Raw genomic sequence first — 18,450 nt, 5'->3', positions numbered from 1 at the left:
ATGGTAAATCCAATTGGAGGTGTAGAGATGACAGTGCGTGAGATCAGCAGAGTTCCGATGAATAAAGCAGCGACACCCGAAGCAAAAGAACTGATGGCGTTCCTCGTCGAGCATTATCAAAAAGGGATGTTGTCAGGCCAGCAGGATTACAGCAATCTAAACTGGATTAATGAAAATACAGGCCGAAAGCCAGCTGTGATTGGCTTTGATCTCATGGAATATTCGCCATCATGAACAGAGCGCGGTGCGGTATCCCAGGAGATTCGGGATGCGATAGACTGGCACAAACAAGGCGGGATTGTGACGCTATGCTGGCACTGGAACGCACCGACGGATCTGATCGATGAACCGGGTAAAGAGTGGTGGCGGGGGTTCTATACGGATGCGACCACCTTTGATCTGAGTTCAGCGCTGGCTGATACTGAATCGGAAGCATATCAGTTATTGATCCGGGATATCGATGCGATTGCAGCCCACTTGCAAGAGTTGAAGGATGCTGGTGTACCTGTATTATTCCGACCACTTCATGAAGCAGAAGGTGGGTGGTTCTGGTGGGGAGCGAAAGGCCCCGAACCTGCCAAACAGTTGTATCGTTTGTTGTATGATCGATTGGTTCATGAACATCAGCTGCACAACCTTATCTGGGTCTGGAACTCGGAAAAACCGGAATGGTATCCGGGTGATGATATCGTGGATATTGTCAGTGTGGATGTGTACCCGGAAGCAGGAGACCACAGCCCGCTGGCTGCACGTTACACCAACCTGCGAGAGCTCGTGAAGGATAGCAAAATCATTGCACTGGCCGAGAACGGCTCCATTCCGGACCCCAAGCAAATGAAGGAACAGGATGTACACTGGAGTTGGTTCTGTACCTGGACAGGTGGATTCCTGAGAGACGGGACGCATAATGAACTAACGTTTTTGAAGGAATTGTACCATAGCAAAGAGGTCATTACGCTCGATCAGTTACCGAAGTGGAGTTGGTTATAAGAACCCCACTTCCAACTTGAATTGGAATCAATGAAGCGTTAGTTATTCGCTGTAAGAATTCAGGCGAATACTCACGCTTCTTTCTGGTGGCGTACATATGTAAATGGAGCTATTCCTTGGAGAAACATAAAAATCCGTTTCGAACCACAATCTAGTTTGCCGGTTGTAGCATATCTCGGATATTGGGATATAAATTCACACTGTTCGTGAATAAGATATATGATTGATTAACCGTACGGATCAGAATCCTCTCGCTTGTGCCATTAACCGGACCGATTCGAATGGCGGATGGTTCGCTGCCACCGTATGTATCATCCAGAGTGACCGATGTGATATGTACGATTGGAATTTCGATTTTGGAGAACTGCCAACGGATGACCAGTTGATCTTCCACTTTTTTCACGTTAACACCAAACATAGGTTGATCTCCTCCTGTTGTAATTCATATTATTGAAGTAATCTCGTATGTCCAGTTTATCATATTTTGGATAAAATTACCTTGTTAATAGTAAGGGGTGGCGATTTCTATCAACTCAATTTAAAAGTCCAAAATCTATCCTTTTCAAAGGAGGGGAATGTATGAACGACTGGAATGCCTATCATTATTTTGAACAAAGTCTTGGTCCTTTCAAAAATCTTTCCAGCCTGTCTGCGGATGAAGCAGAAACAGTTACCCAGAAGATCCGTCTTCAGGGACGGAACTTTGCCAGTCAGAGACCCGCAGATTACATGACAATTCGCAGAACACTTGAACAAAGGGCTTATGAGCAGTTTGTTGCCAAAGGTGGGAAGCCGGTACAATCATATCCACATTATCTGACGCTCGGTGCATGCGAATGGCTGTTGTCCTGGTATTCAGAACCCGATCATGTAATCATTCCATGGGATGACCTTCCAGATGCAGTTGTGAGTTTTACCTACGGGGACTTGTTTCCAACAATGAGGTTTGACGATGCTAAACCTTATCGTAAGCAGATCTATACCAAGCATGAAATCATGGAAGTTATTCAGTTCTATGGTTGGCCTCAGGAATGGAACCGTAAAGGTGATAAGGGGCCGGAACGATATATTGAGGTACAGGTCTGGGACGAACGTATTATCCAATCGTGCACACGTGACTGAGCCCGTTATGAAGAAATTTGATTTTATCATCGATCCTAAGAAGTGATCATGCGGAGATATCAGTGTACGATATTGAGGGTGGGATATTTGAGTAAAACCTACAGGATTAACCATCGTATATACCGAATACAAATAGAGAAATTAGTAAACTTATACTCCAACACAAAGGGTGTGCCACATGACGAATCTATTCGAACAATGTTCAGGTCAAACATTATCTGCCAATCTGGGATGGCTGAACGAGCCAACAGATTGGTCCATTGAAGACGGCAAAGTAACGATAACCGTTTCGCCGATCAGTGACTTTTTCATTGATCCGGGAGGTGAGCCGGTGAAAGCTTCAGCTCCATTTTTACATACAATAGTCAAGGGAGATTTCAGCATCGTCACTCAAGTACAGGTGGACATGAAAGAACAGTATGATTCGGGCTGCCTGATGGTGAGGGTGGACGATACGAATTGGGCTAAAGTCTGCTTTGAGTATTTTGAAGAACAGCCGTCTATTCTTAGTGTCGTTACTCGTGGTAACTCGGATGATTGTGTATCAGCACCTGTAGACGTCAGCAAGCCTTATTTACGTGTAGCCCGGGCAGGCAACAGCTTTGCATTCCATTATTCTCAGGATGGAGAGAAGTGGAAGCTAGTTCGTTATTTCGGCCTCGACTGCCCGGAAGAGATCAAAGTTGGTATTGTGGCCCAATCCCCCATTGGGCAAGGGACCACGGTTACTTTTACAGACGTACAGCTTCAACATGGAGTGACCGGAAGTGTTCGCCGGGTAAAATAACAGGGATCAGAAGGTTGTTCTGTCATTTATTTCACCCGAATTAACAATCCAAACAGGCCGAGTACAGCAAAGGCCAGAAATGCCGTTGTATTGGAAAACACTTCGATCGTGTAACCTGCCATGGATGAGCCAAGGAATTGCCCAACACCCAGCGCGAGAAAGGCAAGGCTAATTCCGATGGACACATTTGGACTGAACAGTCTCGTCGCCCAAACGATAAATACACTGGTCAGGAAAATATACGTGCTGCCAAATATGATCGCAGAGATGAGACTGGCAGTCATTGATGGAAGAAGGATTACCCCCAGTGAGATAGCCAATAAAAGTATGCCTATTCGGTAGGACCACCCAATCTCGATACGTTCAATAATACGACCAGCGCATCCACCGAGTATCCCCATAACCCCCATCACAATCCAGAACAACACGGCTTCCGAATCGGAGGCCCCTTTCTCGTCTGTGAGGAAGTTCCGGGCAAAGGTCCAGTAGATTGCAGAACTGAAACCTGTCAACAGACAAGCCATGAGCAGAGCAGACCCTGGTCTGGTAGGTTTCATACATGTCCAGAGAGACTTGGTACAAGGCATTGTCTTGGTTGCCGGAATAACACGTCTGTTCCACAAAAGAACCACAACACCGATTACAGCAAACAGGATGTAGGTTAGACGCCAGTAATCCGTGAACAGCCAGTAGAGTGGACCCGATATTACAATCCCGAAGCTGGTCCCTGTGTTAATCCAGCTGTTGCCTCTTGCTTGTAGCTCGGGAGCAAGCTCAGCATTAACCGTGTTACCGAGGGCTGGAGAGGCCCAGCCTGTACTCAAACCGGCTAGAAATATACTAAATGTAAGAACCCATGCATTCTGAGCTAGGGCGATGCCGGTTAATCCGAGCACTGCGCTGATTCCTGCCAATTGAATGACATAATGATGTCCCTTGCGATTAATCAACAGTGGTGCAGTTAGAAGGGACAGACAGTAGGCGATATACGTTCCTGAGTTAATCGCACCAGAGGCTGCATCATTCAATTGTAAGGCTTCCGAAATTTCCGGCATAAACAGTCCATAACTGAATCGCCCGAATGCATAACATACAGCGATTAGTGCAATGCCTGGAAAGATAATTTTTTTCATTAAATCCACCGCCTTTTAGATAGAACGATCATTATATTTCTCATTAAATAAAAAAGTGAGTTGAACTACTAACTCACCCGGAATAGCATTACTTGAAACTGTTCTGCGTCATATGGATCAGTTCACGGCAGACGTTATTTACATTTTCTGTCTCAGCAAGTGCCGTGGAACCCTCCAGCAGCAGGGAGAATTGCAATAGATCTCGATCACTTGCAGCAGGCGCCAATGTTTGAATTAATGTTCTCATATGTCTTTTATGCGCATTCACTGTCTGAACGATGATATGGTCTGTGTGACCTCCGAATTCTTCCTTGGCGCGTAAGAACAAGCACCCTCTTGATTCGTGTTCTTTTAGCCAAGTTGCATGCCCTTCAGCCAGATTGAGAAACATGGGTTGCTCTTTATTGTTTGCATATTGCCGGAGCTGTTCCAAATAACGCTGTTCGCGCCGCAGGAGTACTTGGACGATAAGGTCATCCTTGGATTCAAAGTGGTTATATAACGTCATGATGGCGATCCCGGCATCCGTGATAATTCGCTTTAAACCAATGGAATGGAAGCCGTGAAAGTAGAACAATTCTTCAGCCACGTTCAGAAGCATTTCTTTTTTGCTGCTCATAATCAGGAATGTCCTCCCTTAAAATAGGATAGAACGGTCATTATACCTTAAAGGTATAAAAAATGGCCCACACTGTCAAATCTTGTGAACCGTTTCAATCTCCAGTTGCTCCAGGGCCTCAACCCATTCTGTCGAACATCCGGAGTCTGTAATTACCATCGATATGTGATTCATGGGGGAGATCTGTGCAAACGTGGATCGACCAAATTTGGTGTGATCGGCTACCAAAATGGATTCTTCTGCTCGCTCCATCATTCTGCGGGAAACAAGTGCTTCTTCCAGCAAATAGTCCGTTACACCATCCATTAACGAAATGCCGCCGGCAGAGATGAATGCTTTGTTAACTTTGAATTGACTCAGCAATTCATGTGCGACAGGTCCGGTAGAAGCTTGTACCGCTGTATTGATTTCACCTCCGGCAAAAATGATTTTACCTGCGAAGTCTTCCAGCGCACAGGTGAGAATTGGAACGGAGTTGGTAATGACAGTCACCTGTGACCGATTTCTTAGTTGACGCATGATCTCGAGTGTTGTTGTGCCATTGTCCAGCATCACGGTTTCGCCATCTTCAATTAGAGAGGCGGCAGCTATGCCGATGCGCTGTTTCTCATTCATCTGAAGTTGCGCACGCTTTTGAAAAGGGGCTTCGATCATTCCTGAACGTACACGAACAGCACCGCCGTAGACTTTACGTAATTCGCCTTCCTTTTCAAGTCGATCCAGATCACGCCGTATGGTTTCTGTGGAAACCTGAAATAGATTTGCCAAAACCTGAACCTGAACCTTTCCTTGGGTAGCCAGACGGGTAAGGATGGTGTTTTTGCGCTCTTCATACGTTAGAGACATACGTTGTCGAACCTCCTGTATTGCGTATACATATGTATTTTAAATTTATGAGTTGTGTAGTCTTGTGGATTTATGTTGATTTATATAGTTTAAAAGGTCAAGCGAAGCTTGTCAATTTGCCAGGTGTTTACTTTGAATTGAAACAAACCTGTGTCATTTAAAATCTTGATTATTTCGTTATCCAATAATATGGAACAGAGATGTGATGATAAAATTAACGATGTATTGACAGTACTATCATGTGAAGATAAGATCATATGAAACAACATAATACCACACAAAACAACATACAGAGTGTAACGAGATCAGAATTAAATAACATGTATTTTTACTTACTACTAATGAGGGGGTCAAAAGAGTGAAGCGACAGCTGACTTTTCAAAAAAATGGAACGTTTAAAATTGTGCAGTTTACAGATCTGCACTGGAAAGACGGTCGTCCTGAAGATATCAGAACCCGGCAGTTAATGAATACTGTTGTTGAGGCGGAACAACCCGATCTGGTGGTGTTTACTGGTGATGTGATCTATACGGGGCCGGTGGATCAGGGGAAAAAGGCATGTGAGCATCCAGAGCAGGCTTTCCGTGAGGCCGTAGCAGTTGTGGAAGAGTGTGGCATTCCGTGGGCATTTGTGTACGGCAATCATGATACGGAAAATCGAATTACTCCCGATGGATTAATGGATGTCATTCAGGAACATAAGTACACAGTGACAGAGCCTGGTCCAAGCGAGATTGCAGGTATGAGCAATTACACGCTGGAGGTAGCCGATTCGGATGGGAGTCCGGCTGCAGTGTTATATTTCCTCGATTCAGGGAGTTATTCCACAGTTGAGTCTATTCCCGGCTATGACTGGATTCAGCCCAATCAGATCCAGTGGCTGATGTCTGAATCCATACGCGTCAATGCCAGCCAAAGCCGCGGAAATAAGCTCCCAGCCTTGGCGTTTTTCCATATCCCGATTCCTGAATATCAGGCCATGTGGGACACGCAGATCTGTTATGGCAGCAAATATGAACCTGTGTGTTGTGCCCAAGTGAACTCGGGGCTGTTCTCTGCACTACTGGAGATGGGCGATGTGATGGGGACCTTTTGCGGACATGACCATGTGAATGATTTTCAGGGGAATTACCACGGCATTCGTCTCTGCTACGGGCGTTCGAGTGGGCACAGTACATATGGAAGGGAAGGCATGCTGCGCGGAGGACGCGTCATTCAATTAAAGGCGGGACAACGCAGTTTTGATACCTGGCTTCGTCTGGAAGACGGTTCTGTTGTGAAGGAACAGCCAGAACACCAACCTGAGAGCTCTTCAGCACATTAGAGAATATAAAAGAGTAATGGAGTAGAGAGGAACGTTTTAATTATGATTTTACCTATAGTTCTGGTACTCGCTTCCGGGATGGCTCATGCCGTCTGGAGCATGTTTACCAAGCACAGTCTGAACAAAAGTGTGTTTTTGTGGTCCATTATGATGATTCCGACGGTTATATTGCTTCCTGTACTTATTATGGAGTTGGCACGTGAACCCTTATCCATTGCAGCCTATGCGCTGTTAATTCTGTCTATGGGCTTGCAGGCTTTGTACTCTTGGTTGTTGTCTCAGACCTACGAACTCGGCGACCTATCTCAGATCTATCCGATTATGCGGGGAACGAGCACCTTATTGGTGCCTCTAATTGGAGTTACTTTTCTTGGGGAAACCTTATCCTTGTACGGCTGGATCGGTATTGCGTGTATGCTGGGCGGATTTACGGTGCTCAGTGGCGTCGGAAGCAGAGATGTTACGACGGGCTCGCGTAGAACGGGATTGAAGCCCGTTCTTATGGCTTTATGTGTGGGTTTATGTACAACCAGTTACGTGTTCGTGGATAAACTGAATCTGGAACATATTTCACCCTTATCATTACTTGAAGTGACCAACATTGGTTTTGTCGCCGGATTAACGCCGGCGTTGCTGGCTTCTCGTCAATTGCGTCAGGAGTGGAAGGTGAATCGATCGACCATTATGCTTGGAGCATTACTGAATCCGGGCTCGTACCTGTTGTTTCTGTTTGCGTTACAGCAGGCACCGATGGCAAGATTGGGTCCCCTTCGGGAAGTAGGCACGATATTTGCCGCATTCCTTGGTATTTTGCTGCTGAAAGAACAGCAGGGGAAAAAGCGTATTCTCTGTTCCATCGTTATTTTTGTCGGCATTTTGTTGATTGGGATGTGGGGCTGACTAAAACCTCGAATCAGACTCTCGATGCAATCCCCTCAGGTGAAAGACCTTAAGATCCATCTGTTCAGATGAAACTTAGGGTGACCGCCTGAGGGGATTTGTTCATTTTATCGCAGACACCCAAACATGATATATTGGAAGTAAGCGCAGTGAAGCACGTAGAATAGATTGAGGGAGTGAGTAGAGCATCGGGAGTAAGGAGAAGGACCATTTTCTGCATGAGGAGAAATTCATCCGTGCAATTACGGAGCATGAGCAATTAATGTATGACCTGCGGAGAGTCCGAGGTCTCCATCTGCCACAATGTTACATAGGTGCAGGATATATTCGCAATTATATCTGGGATGTTCTTCATGGATATGATCTTCGTGAACTTCATAGCGATATTGATGTTGTCTATTATGATGCGCAAGACTTGCGTGAGGAGCGAGACATACGGTTGGAGTGTCAGCTTCGTGAGTTGACAGGCAATGCCAAGTGGTCTGTCAAAAATCAGGCGAGAATGCATCTGCGCAATGGCACAGTTCCTTATCATTCTACTGTAGATGCTCTTCACTATTGGCCAGAAGTTGTGACTGCTATAGGAGTACAGTTGGATGAAGAGGATCGGGTGAACATCTGTGCTCCGCATGGTTTGCATGATCTGTATCACCTTATAGTCCGCAAAAGTCCATTCTTCACGGATGCTGACTATTATAATCAGAGAGTACAGAAGAAGCGCTGGCAGGAACAATGGCCGAAACTAACGATAATAACAGCTTGAATAATAAGTGATTTGCGGAATAGTGGGTACAAGAAGGAGTGTCTACGGATTTGATAAAAAAGTTCTTACACAAAAATGGACTGATCATTGATCTTGTCCTGTTGGCATGTTTTGTGGCATTTCTGGCCTTCTGGGGCCAAAGGTTTGCAGTCATGTTTTTTGGAATGATCACGGTGGCTTTTATCGTGCTAAGACGGATTGACTATCAGAAGCATGTTATTCTGAAACGGATTATCCTTACCGGATTTGGCGTGGTTGCCGTCTCTTTTGTCATTATTGAAGCACTTGTATTCACACAGCTTGGTGCGAATGATCCGGAAGAAGCGGACTATGTCATTATTCTGGGTTCAGGCATCCGTGGAACGGAATTGTCATTGACCCTGAAACAAAGGTTAGATGCAAGTCTGAACTACATTCGTAGTCACCCTCAGACACCAGTCATTGTATCGGGTGGGCAGGGACCTGGAGAATCGATTCCTGAAGCGCTCGCCATGAAAAACTATCTGATTGAACAGGGGATTAACCCCGCCCAAGTGATTATGGAAGATCGCTCCACAAGTACACAGGAGAATTTGGCCTTTTCCAAAAAAATCATTCTTGAATCCGGGTTAGAGCACCCTGAGATCATGATTGTCACCAGTGACTATCATATGTTCCGTTCCAAATACATCGCTGCCAAGAATGGTTATGCAGCAGAATATGGCATATCGGCTCCGTCACCGGGTTATCTGAAACCCGTCAACATGATCCGTGAATATTTTGCTACGATCAAAACATTTATCTAATGCACATGACAGAAAAACGGAAACAGGACGAAGCGGAGATCTATGATCTATGCTTCGTCCTGTTTGCATATAAGGATGGTTATTACTCCTTAACAATAGGTTATTTTTCTGAAGGAGCAGGTACAGTTACTGAAACCTTATCCCCAGGGAGAGCTACCATTTCAGAAGATGAGGCAGGAGAAGGAACGGTTGCGGCCTCGGAAGCCTTGTCCTCGGAAGGAAGGGCTACCATCTCAGAAGGTCCAGCAGGAGAAGGAACTGTGGCTGATTCTACAACTTGAGCCTCAGAAGGTTCAGCAGTCGAAGGAGCTGGTACATTTTCTGAAACTTCATCCTCAGGGATAGCCACGATTTCAGGCGTTTCGGAAGCAGCGGGAGCAGTTACAGCTTCAGAAACTCCGGCTGTATCGGGAGAAGCTACGATCTTAGGAGTCTCAGATACGGAAGGAACAGGCACAGCTTCAGTAGCCTTGGCCTCTACTTTAACCGTATGGTTTGATGCCCATACTGCGGTGGACGTACTTACGCCTGTAATAAGCAGGAGGGCTCCCATACTTATCATCCAATGTTTCTTTTTCAGTTTCTTTACATTAAACATAATCATCAATCTCCTTTTTAATTGTTTGCCTTCACCCGATAGGGACGAACAAAATTGAGCAGGTATTTTCTTGGTTCCCGCCATCACATTTAAAATCGTCTCACCATATCGTCTTCGCTCTTCATGGGACATCTCTTTCACCACATCTTCATCACAGGCCAACTCGCTCCAGGTATGAATGTCCCGGCGAATCATATGAATCAGGGGATTGAACCAGTGCAGGGCACTAACGCCCAAGGTCACAGCCTTGACCCACAGATCTTTATGTTTCAGATGTACCAACTCATGATGAATCACCATGCTGATGTCCATTTTCACTGTATTTTCGGGTGGAAGATATATCGTTGGTTTAAACAAGCCAACCAGTATAGGGCTACGTACTAGGGTGCTGTGAGCAAGCGTAATATTGCGTTTGAGACCCAAAGCCTCTTTGATTAATGGGAGCTGTATAGCTGCCTCACTATGACGGAGGACTGGGGTACGTGTACGAGATAATTCATTCAGAAATCTCCGGTAACAGTACACCTGCCATGCAGAAAAACCAATGACTCCAGTGCCCCATACACATAACAAGAACCAGGCTGTGGTTACCGAAATGGTTTGTTCCGATATAAACGTTCCTGCAAGTAAGCCCGAAGCTGCTGCATTCTCCGTACCCGGTATAGTTGATGTCGTTTGGAATGCAATATCCAAAAGCCATGAAAGGCCAAGAGATACCGGGAACAGATAAAACAAGATAGCCATTTTACCGAATCTGTAGAGCCACTTGGTCGGAAAAACAGATATGGGTATAAGTCGTAGTGCCAAAATACAAACAGAAACGATACTTCCCGCCACGGTCAGGCTGCACAGAATTTCAAAAAAGATGTTCATCATCTGCACCTACTTTTCCGAAAGCCATTTTTTCAGTTCTGAAATGTCATCGTCTGAAAGTTTGTCACCGTCATACATGGCCGAAACCAAATTCTTGACTGAACCTTGATAGAGTCCATCAAGAACATGCTGCGTTTCCTGTAGTTTGTAATCTTCGGGCTGTAGAAGAGGTACATAATCATTGGTTCGTCCACGTCTCGTGACGGTAAGTGCCCCTTTATCCACCAACCGTGACAGAAAGGTAGACATGGTCTGCGCTTTCCACGCTTTCCCCTTATCAGCGAAGATGTCTAATAGTTCTGTCGAGGTGACGGGTGGATCGCATGACCATATAACAACCATTAACTCCATTTCTGTTTCGGATAATTTTTGAATCTGGTTCACAGTGAACACTCCTTAACATCGTTATGCGTCCATAACGATCGTATTACTACACTACGTAGTACGTATAAACTACTACAACTTGTAGTGGATAGTCAAGTTATCCTGATAGATGATTGCCAAACCATGTTATAATATAGGTCATTAATAGAAGAACGATGTAGGAGTGAATGATCATTACAGCATATCAATTACCTGCTCTTTATAAGCAGAAGCGAGTTTCAACGCAAGAGATGGAAGAGATTGTACGCCTGTTGGCCCAGACACCGCTATTATACGATGATGGACAGAGCATTCAGGTTCAGGATTACATGGGAGGCTTGGAGGTCGAACTTAAGCATGAGGTACGTCGTGCAGTGACCGAGTTGTACGAACTGGCTGTTCAGGCCTGCCGAGCCTTCGCCGATCCATTGGCGTACGAGCAATTTCAAGATGCGCTTGGGTTACAGGCCGAGTTGTGGCAGGAGGAAGTGCTTACTCTTGCAAATTGGATGAATTGGTTGAAGCAGATTAGTGAGGGAAAGAAAACACTGCCAGAGTACAACTTTACAGCGATGCTTGGGACTTTGCCGGACGGATTCATGATCCATGATTTTTATGATGAACTCCGATATCAGCTGGAACAAAACCCTGCAAACGAATGGGCTATCGACGAGCGGGATCGCTTGTACGCATCCCTGGGTGTGAATTAAATCAAACTAACGGGTCACCGGCGATGTTTAATCTAATATCTGCATTTTGCATGCATAGAAACATTCCAATCTATACCTTGCGAATTCTTTACCCAGTATGGGAAATGAGGGGATACCGTGAAGAAGGTTGTATTAGCTGGTGGAACGGGTTTTGTTGGACAGGATTTTGCCCAAAGATTCAGAAAGTTGGGTTATGAGGTGTTAATTATCTCGCGTCAGCCCGGTCATATTGCCTGGGAGGATCGTTCAGGAATTATAGGGGCACTGGAAGAAGCAGAAATGTTGATTAACCTGGCAGGTAAATCAGTGAACTGCCGTTATACGGAGGAGAATCGCAAAGTCATTCTGGAATCCAGAACCCGTACAACGCGCATTCTGGGCGAAGCCGTCCTGGCTTGTAATCATCCTCCCGAACTATGGATTAATTCGAGTACGGCGACCATATACAGACATGCTGAAGATCGTCCCATGACGGAAAAAGAGGGCGAGATTGGCTCTGGCTTCTCGGTCGACGTTGCCAAGGCATGGGAACAGGCTTTCTTTGAATTCAGTCTGCCGTCTACGCGTCAGATAGCACTGCGGATTGCAATTGTGCTGGGCGAGGGTGGCGTGATGGTGCCCATGACGAACCTCGTCCGTTTTGGCCTAGGAGGATCGCAAGGTGCAGGAACACAGCAGTTCAGCTGGATTCATATCGAGGATCTGTTCCGCATGGTAATCTATCTGCAAGAGCATCCACACTTGAGCGGTGTGTTTAATGCGTCCTCGCCGCATCCGGTGACGAATCGGGAGCTAATGGCGCGTCTGAGAGAACAGATGGGTGTTCGGATTGGACTGCCTTCTCCTCGCTGGATGCTTGAACTGGGCGCACGTTTTATTCAGACCGAGACGGAACTGGTTCTCAAAAGTCGTTGGGTGTTTCCTGAGCGATTGGAGAGGGAAGGATTCACTTTCACATACGGTACACTAGATGCCGCTCTTGCCGAGATTTTGAATAAGAAGAAATGACACTTTATACAAAAGAAAACACAACAGGAAGGGCAGAGGCATCTGCCCTTTATTATATATTTCAAGGCTTCTATCTGATGGCGTTTCGCCATTTGAGGTTAAGGATTCATTTCATAATCAGTCAGATGAACAGAAAGAGGTTGGGGAAATGCAACTTAGAAGAGTAAGGATCGCAGGAACAGGGAAGTACCTGCCTGAACAGAAAGTCACCGATGAGGAACTGGATCGCCGCTTGGACGTGCCTGCGGGCTGGGTTAGCAAAGCCACAGGCGTAGGTGTGCGACATTATGCTTCGGGTGAAGAAACCTCCTCTTTCATGGGTGCCAAGGCTGCCGAAGCTGCACTGGCGGATGCAGGATTACAATTCAGTGATATCGACTGTCTGGTGTGTACCAGTGGCACGAAGGAACAACCGTTGCCAAGTACGGCGGTATTTATCCAGCAGGCCATGGGGCAGCAAGATTCGGGCGTACCCGCCTTTGATATGGATGCAACCTGCCTGAGTTTCCTGAACGGACTGGATGTGATCTCCTATATGGTAGATGCCGGACGTTACCAGCGAGTACTGCTCGTAGCCACCGAGATTGCCTCAGCGGGACTAAATTGGTCGGATAAAGAGAGTACGGCCCTGTTCGGAGATGGAGCGGCCGCCGTTATTATTGAGCGTTCGCCTGAAGGGTCATCCTCACAGATTGTGCATGCTTCTCTTCGAACCTACAGCCGAGGTGCTCGCTTCTCGGAGATAGCAGGTGGAGGTACACGGCTGCATGCTTCAAATTATAATGCAGATCAGCCTGAACCTTACCTATTTCATATGGATGGACAGGCCATCTTCCGGATGGCTTCCAGACTTTTGCCCGACTTCATTAGTGATATGTTGCAGGCGACCGGGAACCGAATGGAGGATTTCCAATTGGTCATTCCCCATCAGGGAAGTGCGATGGCGATGAGACTGATTCGCAAGAAGCTTGGCATTGCTGAAGATCGGTTTATGGACATCACACGAAATCACGGCAATACGATTGCGGCATCGATCCCGATGGGTCTGCATGAAGCGATTAGACAACAGCGTATTCAGCGTGGAGATCGGGTGTTGATGATTGGCACGGCTGCCGGATTATCATTGGGAGGACTCATTTTTGACTACTAGATCTGGGGAAACCGGACATCGTACAGCTGCTTCTCTTCGTGTGCTCCTTACAGGCGGAAGGGCTCCTGTAACACTCGATCTGGCACGCATGCTTCATCGGGCAGGTCACCGGGTCTATGTTGCGGAGAGTGCCGTACGGCATCTGACCAGATTATCTCGTGCAGTGGAACAGTGTACTGTGGTCCCATCGCCACGTCATGACACAGGTGCGTATCTGGCGGAGTTGGAACGGTTGGTTCAGGATTGGCAGATTGACCTGCTGATTCCGATGTGTGAAGAAGTCTTCTATGTTGCTCAAGGGGCAGACAGACTGCGTGCATATTGCCGTGTGCTGGTTACAACTCTGGAGCAGCTGCATGAGCTGCACCATAAATATGACTTTATTCAGCTTGCAGGGTCACTCGGTCTTTCGGTTCCGGATACACGTATGATCCACAGTCGGCAGGAATGGATGGAAGCTCAGTCTGTTCTGGGAGAAACAGGAGATTGGGTGTGGAAACCGGTGTATTCCCGCTTCGCAGCCAAAGTTCGCATGCCCACACGTTTGATCGATGACGCTGGGGTAGGGAGGGATCAGGAAGGAAACGTAAGCGAAAAGAAACGTCGACATTTTCGTAACGACCCTCCGGAAGAAGGGGGATTATCCGTTGCTTCACCTTGGGTTGCACAGGCCTACATTCCTGGTCAGATGTTATGTACATACAGCATAGCGCATGAAGGGAAACTGGTTGCACATGCCACTTACGACAGCCGCTATCGTACAGGTAGCGTGGGAGCCAGTGTTTTTTTTGAACAGGTGGAACATGAAGGTGCCCTTGTGTGGGTGAGACAATTTGTTGAGGCAACGGGGTTTAGTGGACAGATTGGGTTTGATTTTATAGAAGGTCAGGATAGGCGAGTTTACGCGATTGAGTGTAATCCGAGGGCAACGAGTGGGATTCATCTGTTTCACCCCGGAGATGACTTGGTGCGTGCACTAACTGAACCGGAAACGTTGGTCAAGGAAGGAAGAATGATCACGCCCGCACGGGGCAGCAAAGCCATGCTCATGCTTCCCATGTTAGGAAGCGGAGTACAGCAGATCTTTGGCAAAGGGAAGCTCCGTGCATGGATATCTGCGTGGCGTGGAACCAGGGATGTCGTCTATGTAGGGCAGGATATCCAGCCTGTATTTGAACAATTCGGAGTGGTGCTGGCCGCATGGCGTCTGGCAAGATCGCAGAAGTGCTCGCTGACTGAAGCTTTGACTCATGACATAGAATGGAACGGTGAACAACAATGAATAGAGCATTGGTTACAGGAGCTACGGGATGTCTGGGCAGGCACCTGGCGATACGGCTTGCCAAAGAGGGATGGGAAGTCACTGGCATGGGCCGACAGCCTAGGATTGGTGCTGAACTTGAGTTGGCTGGAGTCCGATTCCTCAATGGAGATATACGGGATGAGGCAGCAGTAAACGAAGCGTGTGCGGGGCAGGATGTGGTGTTTCACTGTGCGGCACTATCCTCGCCATGGGGCCGATATCGTGACTTTTATAGCAGTAATGTAGAAGGCACACAAAACCTCATTGATGGCTGCCTGCATAATGAGGTGCAGCGATTCATACATGTCTCAACTCCGAGTATATATTTTAACTACAACCCGCGATATAACGTACATGAGAATGATCCGTTGCCATCCAAACCAGCCAATCACTATGCAGCCACGAAGCTTCTCGCTGAGCAGATTGTGATGGTGGGGCATGCGAAGGGACTTCCGTCGATCATGATTCGACCGCGAGCGATCTTTGGTCCGTATGATCAGACGTTATTTCCCAGAATTGTCGCAGCAAACGCAAAATCGGGCGTGCCAATGATCGGTGGTGGACAGGCATTAATCGATCTGACCTGTGTGGATAATGTGGTGGACGCCCTATTATTGTGCCGAGATGCCTCTGACGAAGCACTCGGCAGAGCCTACAATATCTCCAATGGCGATCCAAGGGCGTTTAATGAGTTGGTAAGCAGCCTGTTTGGCATGCTGAATATGCCCTTGCGTCGTCGAAACATTCCTTATCGGATGGCATATGGTGTGGCAGCGTTGCTGGAGCGAGTTCATGGCTATATTCCTGCGTTGGGTGAACCTCCGTTGACACGGTACACAGTCGGCTCCTTATCCATCCCACAGACATTGGATATTACGGATGCACGGGAGCAATTGGGATACATTCCTCGGGTGTCCATTGAAGAGGGATTGCAACAATTTGCAGACTGGTGGAGGGCTGAATCATGCTAACGACAACTGCGGTTGAACTATATTTGGGTGCGGCGGGTTACTGTACACATCCAGAGTTTCTGACGCTGCGTGGTGGTCGATTAAGCCCAGTACCTTTCCCCGCAGGATTTGCTTGCATCATTCATCCCGTACATGGACCGATCCTGCTGGATACGGGATATAGTTCCCGCTTTTTCGAGGAAACGGCTCATTTGCCTAATGCAATGTATCGTCATATTACACCAGTGGTTTATCGTGAAGAGGATAGTGCCGTTCATTTTTTGGCTGGAATTGGACTGAAAGTTTCGGATATTCGCTATATCATCCTCTCGCATTTTCACGGCGATCACATCGCAGGTGTACGTGATTTCCCGGAGGCACAATTCATCTATCTGCCAAGAGCCTATGATGCTGTGCGCTCACTCGGTCCAATTGCGGCTGTAAAGGCAGGTTTTCTTGCCGGGTTGTTGCCCGAGGATTTTAAGGCCAGATCATTGCCTGTTATGTGTCAGCCTGAGCGATGGACGAGAGCGGGGAAAGAGTTTCCTTTTGATGAAGTCTACGATATCTTCGGTGATGGCAGTCTGCTGGGGGTGGATGTATCCGGTCATGCGGAAGGTATGATGGGACTCCTGCTGCGTACAGAAGAACATGACTATTTTCTGTGCGCTGACGCGGTGTGGTCGAGTCGGGCTTTTCGTGAACAGCGCAGACCGAATATTCTTGCTGGGATCATTATGTCGAATCGACAGGAATACCACCGTAACTTTGACAAGCTGGTTCAGCTGCATCAGCAGTTTCCCCACATTCGGATTGTGCCGAGTCATTGTCGAGATGTGCTGGACGTTTGGGGGACAGGGGGGCCGAAACGATGAGTAATACCTTTCGTATAGTGGTTCATTATGCTCTCGCACGTGGGCTGAGAAAGTGGAAAACGCGAGAACAACTGGAGCGCTGGCAAGAACGCCGGATTATTCGGCATGTTCATCAGATTCGTGCCCGATCTTCATTTTACCGGAAGTGGTGGGGTAGCTTGAACGCATCCGACTGGAGAAGATTTCCGTTGATCGACAAATCAATCATGATGCAGCATTTCGATACACTGAACACGGTGGGCATTACCAAGGACGAAGCGTTGGCTCTTGCAGGTGAAAGCGAAGAAACACGTGACTTCAAACCCTCCATTCAGGGAGTGACGGTTGGACTGTCTTCGGGAACGTCAGGGAACCGGGGGATATTTCTGGTGAGTGATCGGGAACAGGATGCATGGACGGGTACGGTGCTGGCCAAGTTGCTGCCTAGTGGACTGTGGAAACCTGCGAAGATTGCATTTTTCCTGCGGGCCAACAGTAATCTGTATGAATCGGTGCAGCGTGGTAAGTTACAGTTTCAGTACTTTGATCTGCTGGAGCGTGTGGAGACCTTGGTCAATCGGCTGGAAACCTACCAACCTACCGTGTGGGTGGCTCCTCCATCCATGCTGCGTCTGTTGGCGGATGCCTATGTGGCAGGTCACCTGACCGCTGTACCCGATAAAATCATCTCTGTTGCCGAGGTGTTGGACCCTCTGGATCGCAAGGTACTGGAACAGGTCTTCGGACAGAACGTTCATCAAGTCTATCAGTGTACAGAAGGGTTCCTGGGAGCGACCTGTCGTTATGGCACACTGCATTTGAATGAGGATATCGTGCATATTGAAAAAGAGTTCATTGATCCCTCCACCCGACGGTTCGTGCCCATTATCACAGACTTCTCCAGAACATCACAGCCGATCATCCGGTATCGGCTGAATGATATTCTGACCGAGGCGGCGCTGCCATGTGCCTGTGGTTCCCCATTTACCGCCATTGAGCGGATTGAAGGCCGCTGTGATGACACGCTATATTTTTCACAACTACATACGGGTGAGGCGGTACCGGTCTTTCCGGACTTCGTCACTCGTTCGGTCATTGCGGCTTCGCCGGATATTGAACATTATCGTGTGGTGCAGCAAGGGGACGGAACAATGGAAGTATCTCTTCGGCTTGGCGGGGGCGCAGTGATGGAGCAGGTCGAGACGGATGTACGGAGTCAACTCATGAAGCTGGGAGAGCGGCTTGAATGTACCTTACCTGAGATTAGATTTGTTCCGTATACGTTTGAACCGGGACTTACGAAGCTGCGCAGGGTGGAGAGACGAGATAACGGAGTGGCGGATTAAGCAGCAGGGGCCGTGCGGTATAGGTA

19 protein-coding genes and 1 pseudogene are annotated in these 18,450 nt (G+C 47.4%); 14 read left to right on the top strand and 6 right to left on the bottom strand.

Annotated features, from left to right (window positions below; all coding sequences use genetic code 11):
• Positions 1-990, top strand: a pseudogene (locus QF049_RS14945) (glycosyl hydrolase).
• Positions 991-1,141: 151 nt separating this feature from the next.
• Here the strand turns inward: QF049_RS14945 and QF049_RS14940 are convergent.
• Positions 1,142-1,408: a SunI/YnzG family protein gene (locus QF049_RS14940; protein WP_307538402.1), complete on the bottom strand. Its 267-nt coding sequence runs from the start codon at positions 1,406-1,408 to the stop codon at positions 1,142-1,144.
• A 161-nt stretch (positions 1,409-1,569) separates the two neighbouring features.
• Between QF049_RS14940 and QF049_RS14935 the strand changes: the two genes are divergently transcribed.
• Together QF049_RS14935 and QF049_RS14930 are read left to right on the top strand one after the other, a co-directional pair.
• Positions 1,570-2,112 (top strand): hypothetical protein, encoded by a 543-nt coding sequence (locus tag QF049_RS14935; protein ID WP_307538400.1) that lies wholly within the window; start codon positions 1,570-1,572, stop codon positions 2,110-2,112.
• Positions 2,113-2,290: 178 nt separating this feature from the next.
• Positions 2,291-2,899: a DUF1349 domain-containing protein gene (locus QF049_RS14930; protein WP_307538399.1), complete on the top strand. Its 609-nt coding sequence runs from the start codon at positions 2,291-2,293 to the stop codon at positions 2,897-2,899.
• A 26-nt stretch (positions 2,900-2,925) separates the two neighbouring features.
• Here QF049_RS14930 and QF049_RS14925 read toward each other — a convergent pair whose 3' ends face one another.
• From QF049_RS14925 to QF049_RS14915, 3 genes are all read right to left on the bottom strand, one after another.
• Complete coding sequence (locus QF049_RS14925) at positions 2,926-4,032, bottom strand: MFS transporter (RefSeq protein WP_307538397.1); 1,107 nt, start codon at positions 4,030-4,032, stop codon at positions 2,926-2,928.
• An 88-nt stretch (positions 4,033-4,120) separates the two neighbouring features.
• A complete protein-coding gene (locus QF049_RS14920; protein WP_307538395.1) occupies positions 4,121-4,651 on the bottom strand; it encodes a TetR/AcrR family transcriptional regulator in 531 nt (176 codons plus the stop codon).
• 75 nt (positions 4,652-4,726) lie between these two features.
• A complete protein-coding gene (locus QF049_RS14915) occupies positions 4,727-5,497 on the bottom strand; it encodes a DeoR/GlpR family DNA-binding transcription regulator (RefSeq protein ID WP_307538393.1) in 771 nt (256 codons plus the stop codon).
• A gap of 358 nt (positions 5,498-5,855) precedes the next feature.
• Here QF049_RS14915 and QF049_RS14910 point away from each other — a divergent pair, with 358 nt between their 5' ends.
• The 4 genes from QF049_RS14910 to QF049_RS14895 all read left to right on the top strand — a co-directional run bounded on the left by QF049_RS14910 (position 5,856) and on the right by QF049_RS14895 (position 9,269).
• Entirely contained in the window at positions 5,856-6,821 is a 966-nt protein-coding gene (locus tag QF049_RS14910) for a metallophosphoesterase family protein (RefSeq protein WP_307538391.1), read from the top strand.
• Between the two features lie 42 nt (positions 6,822-6,863).
• A complete protein-coding gene (locus QF049_RS14905) occupies positions 6,864-7,721 on the top strand; it encodes a DMT family transporter (protein WP_307538388.1) in 858 nt (285 codons plus the stop codon).
• Between the two features lie 262 nt (positions 7,722-7,983).
• The gene (locus QF049_RS14900; protein WP_307538386.1) at positions 7,984-8,484 is read left to right on the top strand and encodes a nucleotidyltransferase family protein; all 501 of its coding nucleotides are present in this window, start codon (positions 7,984-7,986) and stop codon (positions 8,482-8,484) included.
• A 50-nt stretch (positions 8,485-8,534) separates the two neighbouring features.
• Positions 8,535-9,269 (top strand): YdcF family protein, encoded by a 735-nt coding sequence (locus QF049_RS14895; RefSeq protein WP_105597912.1) that lies wholly within the window; start codon positions 8,535-8,537, stop codon positions 9,267-9,269.
• Positions 9,270-9,369: 100 nt separating this feature from the next.
• Here the strand turns inward: QF049_RS14895 and QF049_RS14890 are convergent, their stop codons facing one another.
• Positions 9,370-10,743: a M56 family metallopeptidase gene (locus QF049_RS14890; RefSeq protein WP_307538383.1), complete on the bottom strand. Its 1,374-nt coding sequence runs from the start codon at positions 10,741-10,743 to the stop codon at positions 9,370-9,372.
• A gap of 6 nt (positions 10,744-10,749) precedes the next feature.
• Complete coding sequence (locus QF049_RS14885) at positions 10,750-11,124, bottom strand: BlaI/MecI/CopY family transcriptional regulator (RefSeq protein WP_133384094.1); 375 nt, start codon at positions 11,122-11,124, stop codon at positions 10,750-10,752.
• Between the two features lie 167 nt (positions 11,125-11,291).
• Here QF049_RS14885 and QF049_RS14880 point away from each other — a divergent pair, with 167 nt between their 5' ends.
• The 7 genes from QF049_RS14880 (at position 11,292) to QF049_RS14850 (ending at position 18,424) form a co-directional block, all read left to right on the top strand.
• Positions 11,292-11,813 (top strand): hypothetical protein, encoded by a 522-nt coding sequence (locus QF049_RS14880; protein WP_307538380.1) that lies wholly within the window; start codon positions 11,292-11,294, stop codon positions 11,811-11,813.
• A 117-nt stretch (positions 11,814-11,930) separates the two neighbouring features.
• Complete coding sequence (locus QF049_RS14875; RefSeq protein ID WP_307538378.1) at positions 11,931-12,821, top strand: TIGR01777 family oxidoreductase; 891 nt, start codon at positions 11,931-11,933, stop codon at positions 12,819-12,821.
• 148 nt (positions 12,822-12,969) lie between these two features.
• Positions 12,970-13,971 (top strand): beta-ketoacyl-ACP synthase III, encoded by a 1,002-nt coding sequence (locus QF049_RS14870; RefSeq protein WP_307538376.1) that lies wholly within the window; start codon positions 12,970-12,972, stop codon positions 13,969-13,971.
• Entirely contained in the window at positions 13,961-15,253 is a 1,293-nt protein-coding gene (locus tag QF049_RS14865) for an ATP-grasp domain-containing protein (RefSeq protein ID WP_307538374.1), read from the top strand. Before QF049_RS14870 ends, QF049_RS14865 begins: the two co-directional genes overlap by 11 nt.
• Complete coding sequence (locus tag QF049_RS14860) at positions 15,250-16,245, top strand: NAD-dependent epimerase/dehydratase family protein (RefSeq protein ID WP_307538372.1); 996 nt, start codon at positions 15,250-15,252, stop codon at positions 16,243-16,245. The genes QF049_RS14865 and QF049_RS14860 overlap by 4 nt, the downstream gene beginning before the upstream one ends.
• Positions 16,239-17,099: an MBL fold metallo-hydrolase gene (locus tag QF049_RS14855; protein ID WP_307538370.1), complete on the top strand. Its 861-nt coding sequence runs from the start codon at positions 16,239-16,241 to the stop codon at positions 17,097-17,099. Before QF049_RS14860 ends, QF049_RS14855 begins: the two co-directional genes overlap by 7 nt.
• A complete protein-coding gene (locus QF049_RS14850; RefSeq protein ID WP_307538368.1) occupies positions 17,096-18,424 on the top strand; it encodes a F390 synthetase-related protein in 1,329 nt (442 codons plus the stop codon). Before QF049_RS14855 ends, QF049_RS14850 begins: the two co-directional genes overlap by 4 nt.
• The last annotated feature ends 26 nt before the right edge of the window (positions 18,425-18,450 follow it).

This window comes from Paenibacillus sp. W4I10 (assembly GCF_030816325.1).
GTDB lineage: Bacteria > Bacillota > Bacilli > Paenibacillales > Paenibacillaceae > Paenibacillus > Paenibacillus amylolyticus_B.
The sequence above is the reverse complement of the archived record's forward strand: the minus strand, read 5'-3'. Positions and strand labels throughout refer to the sequence as shown.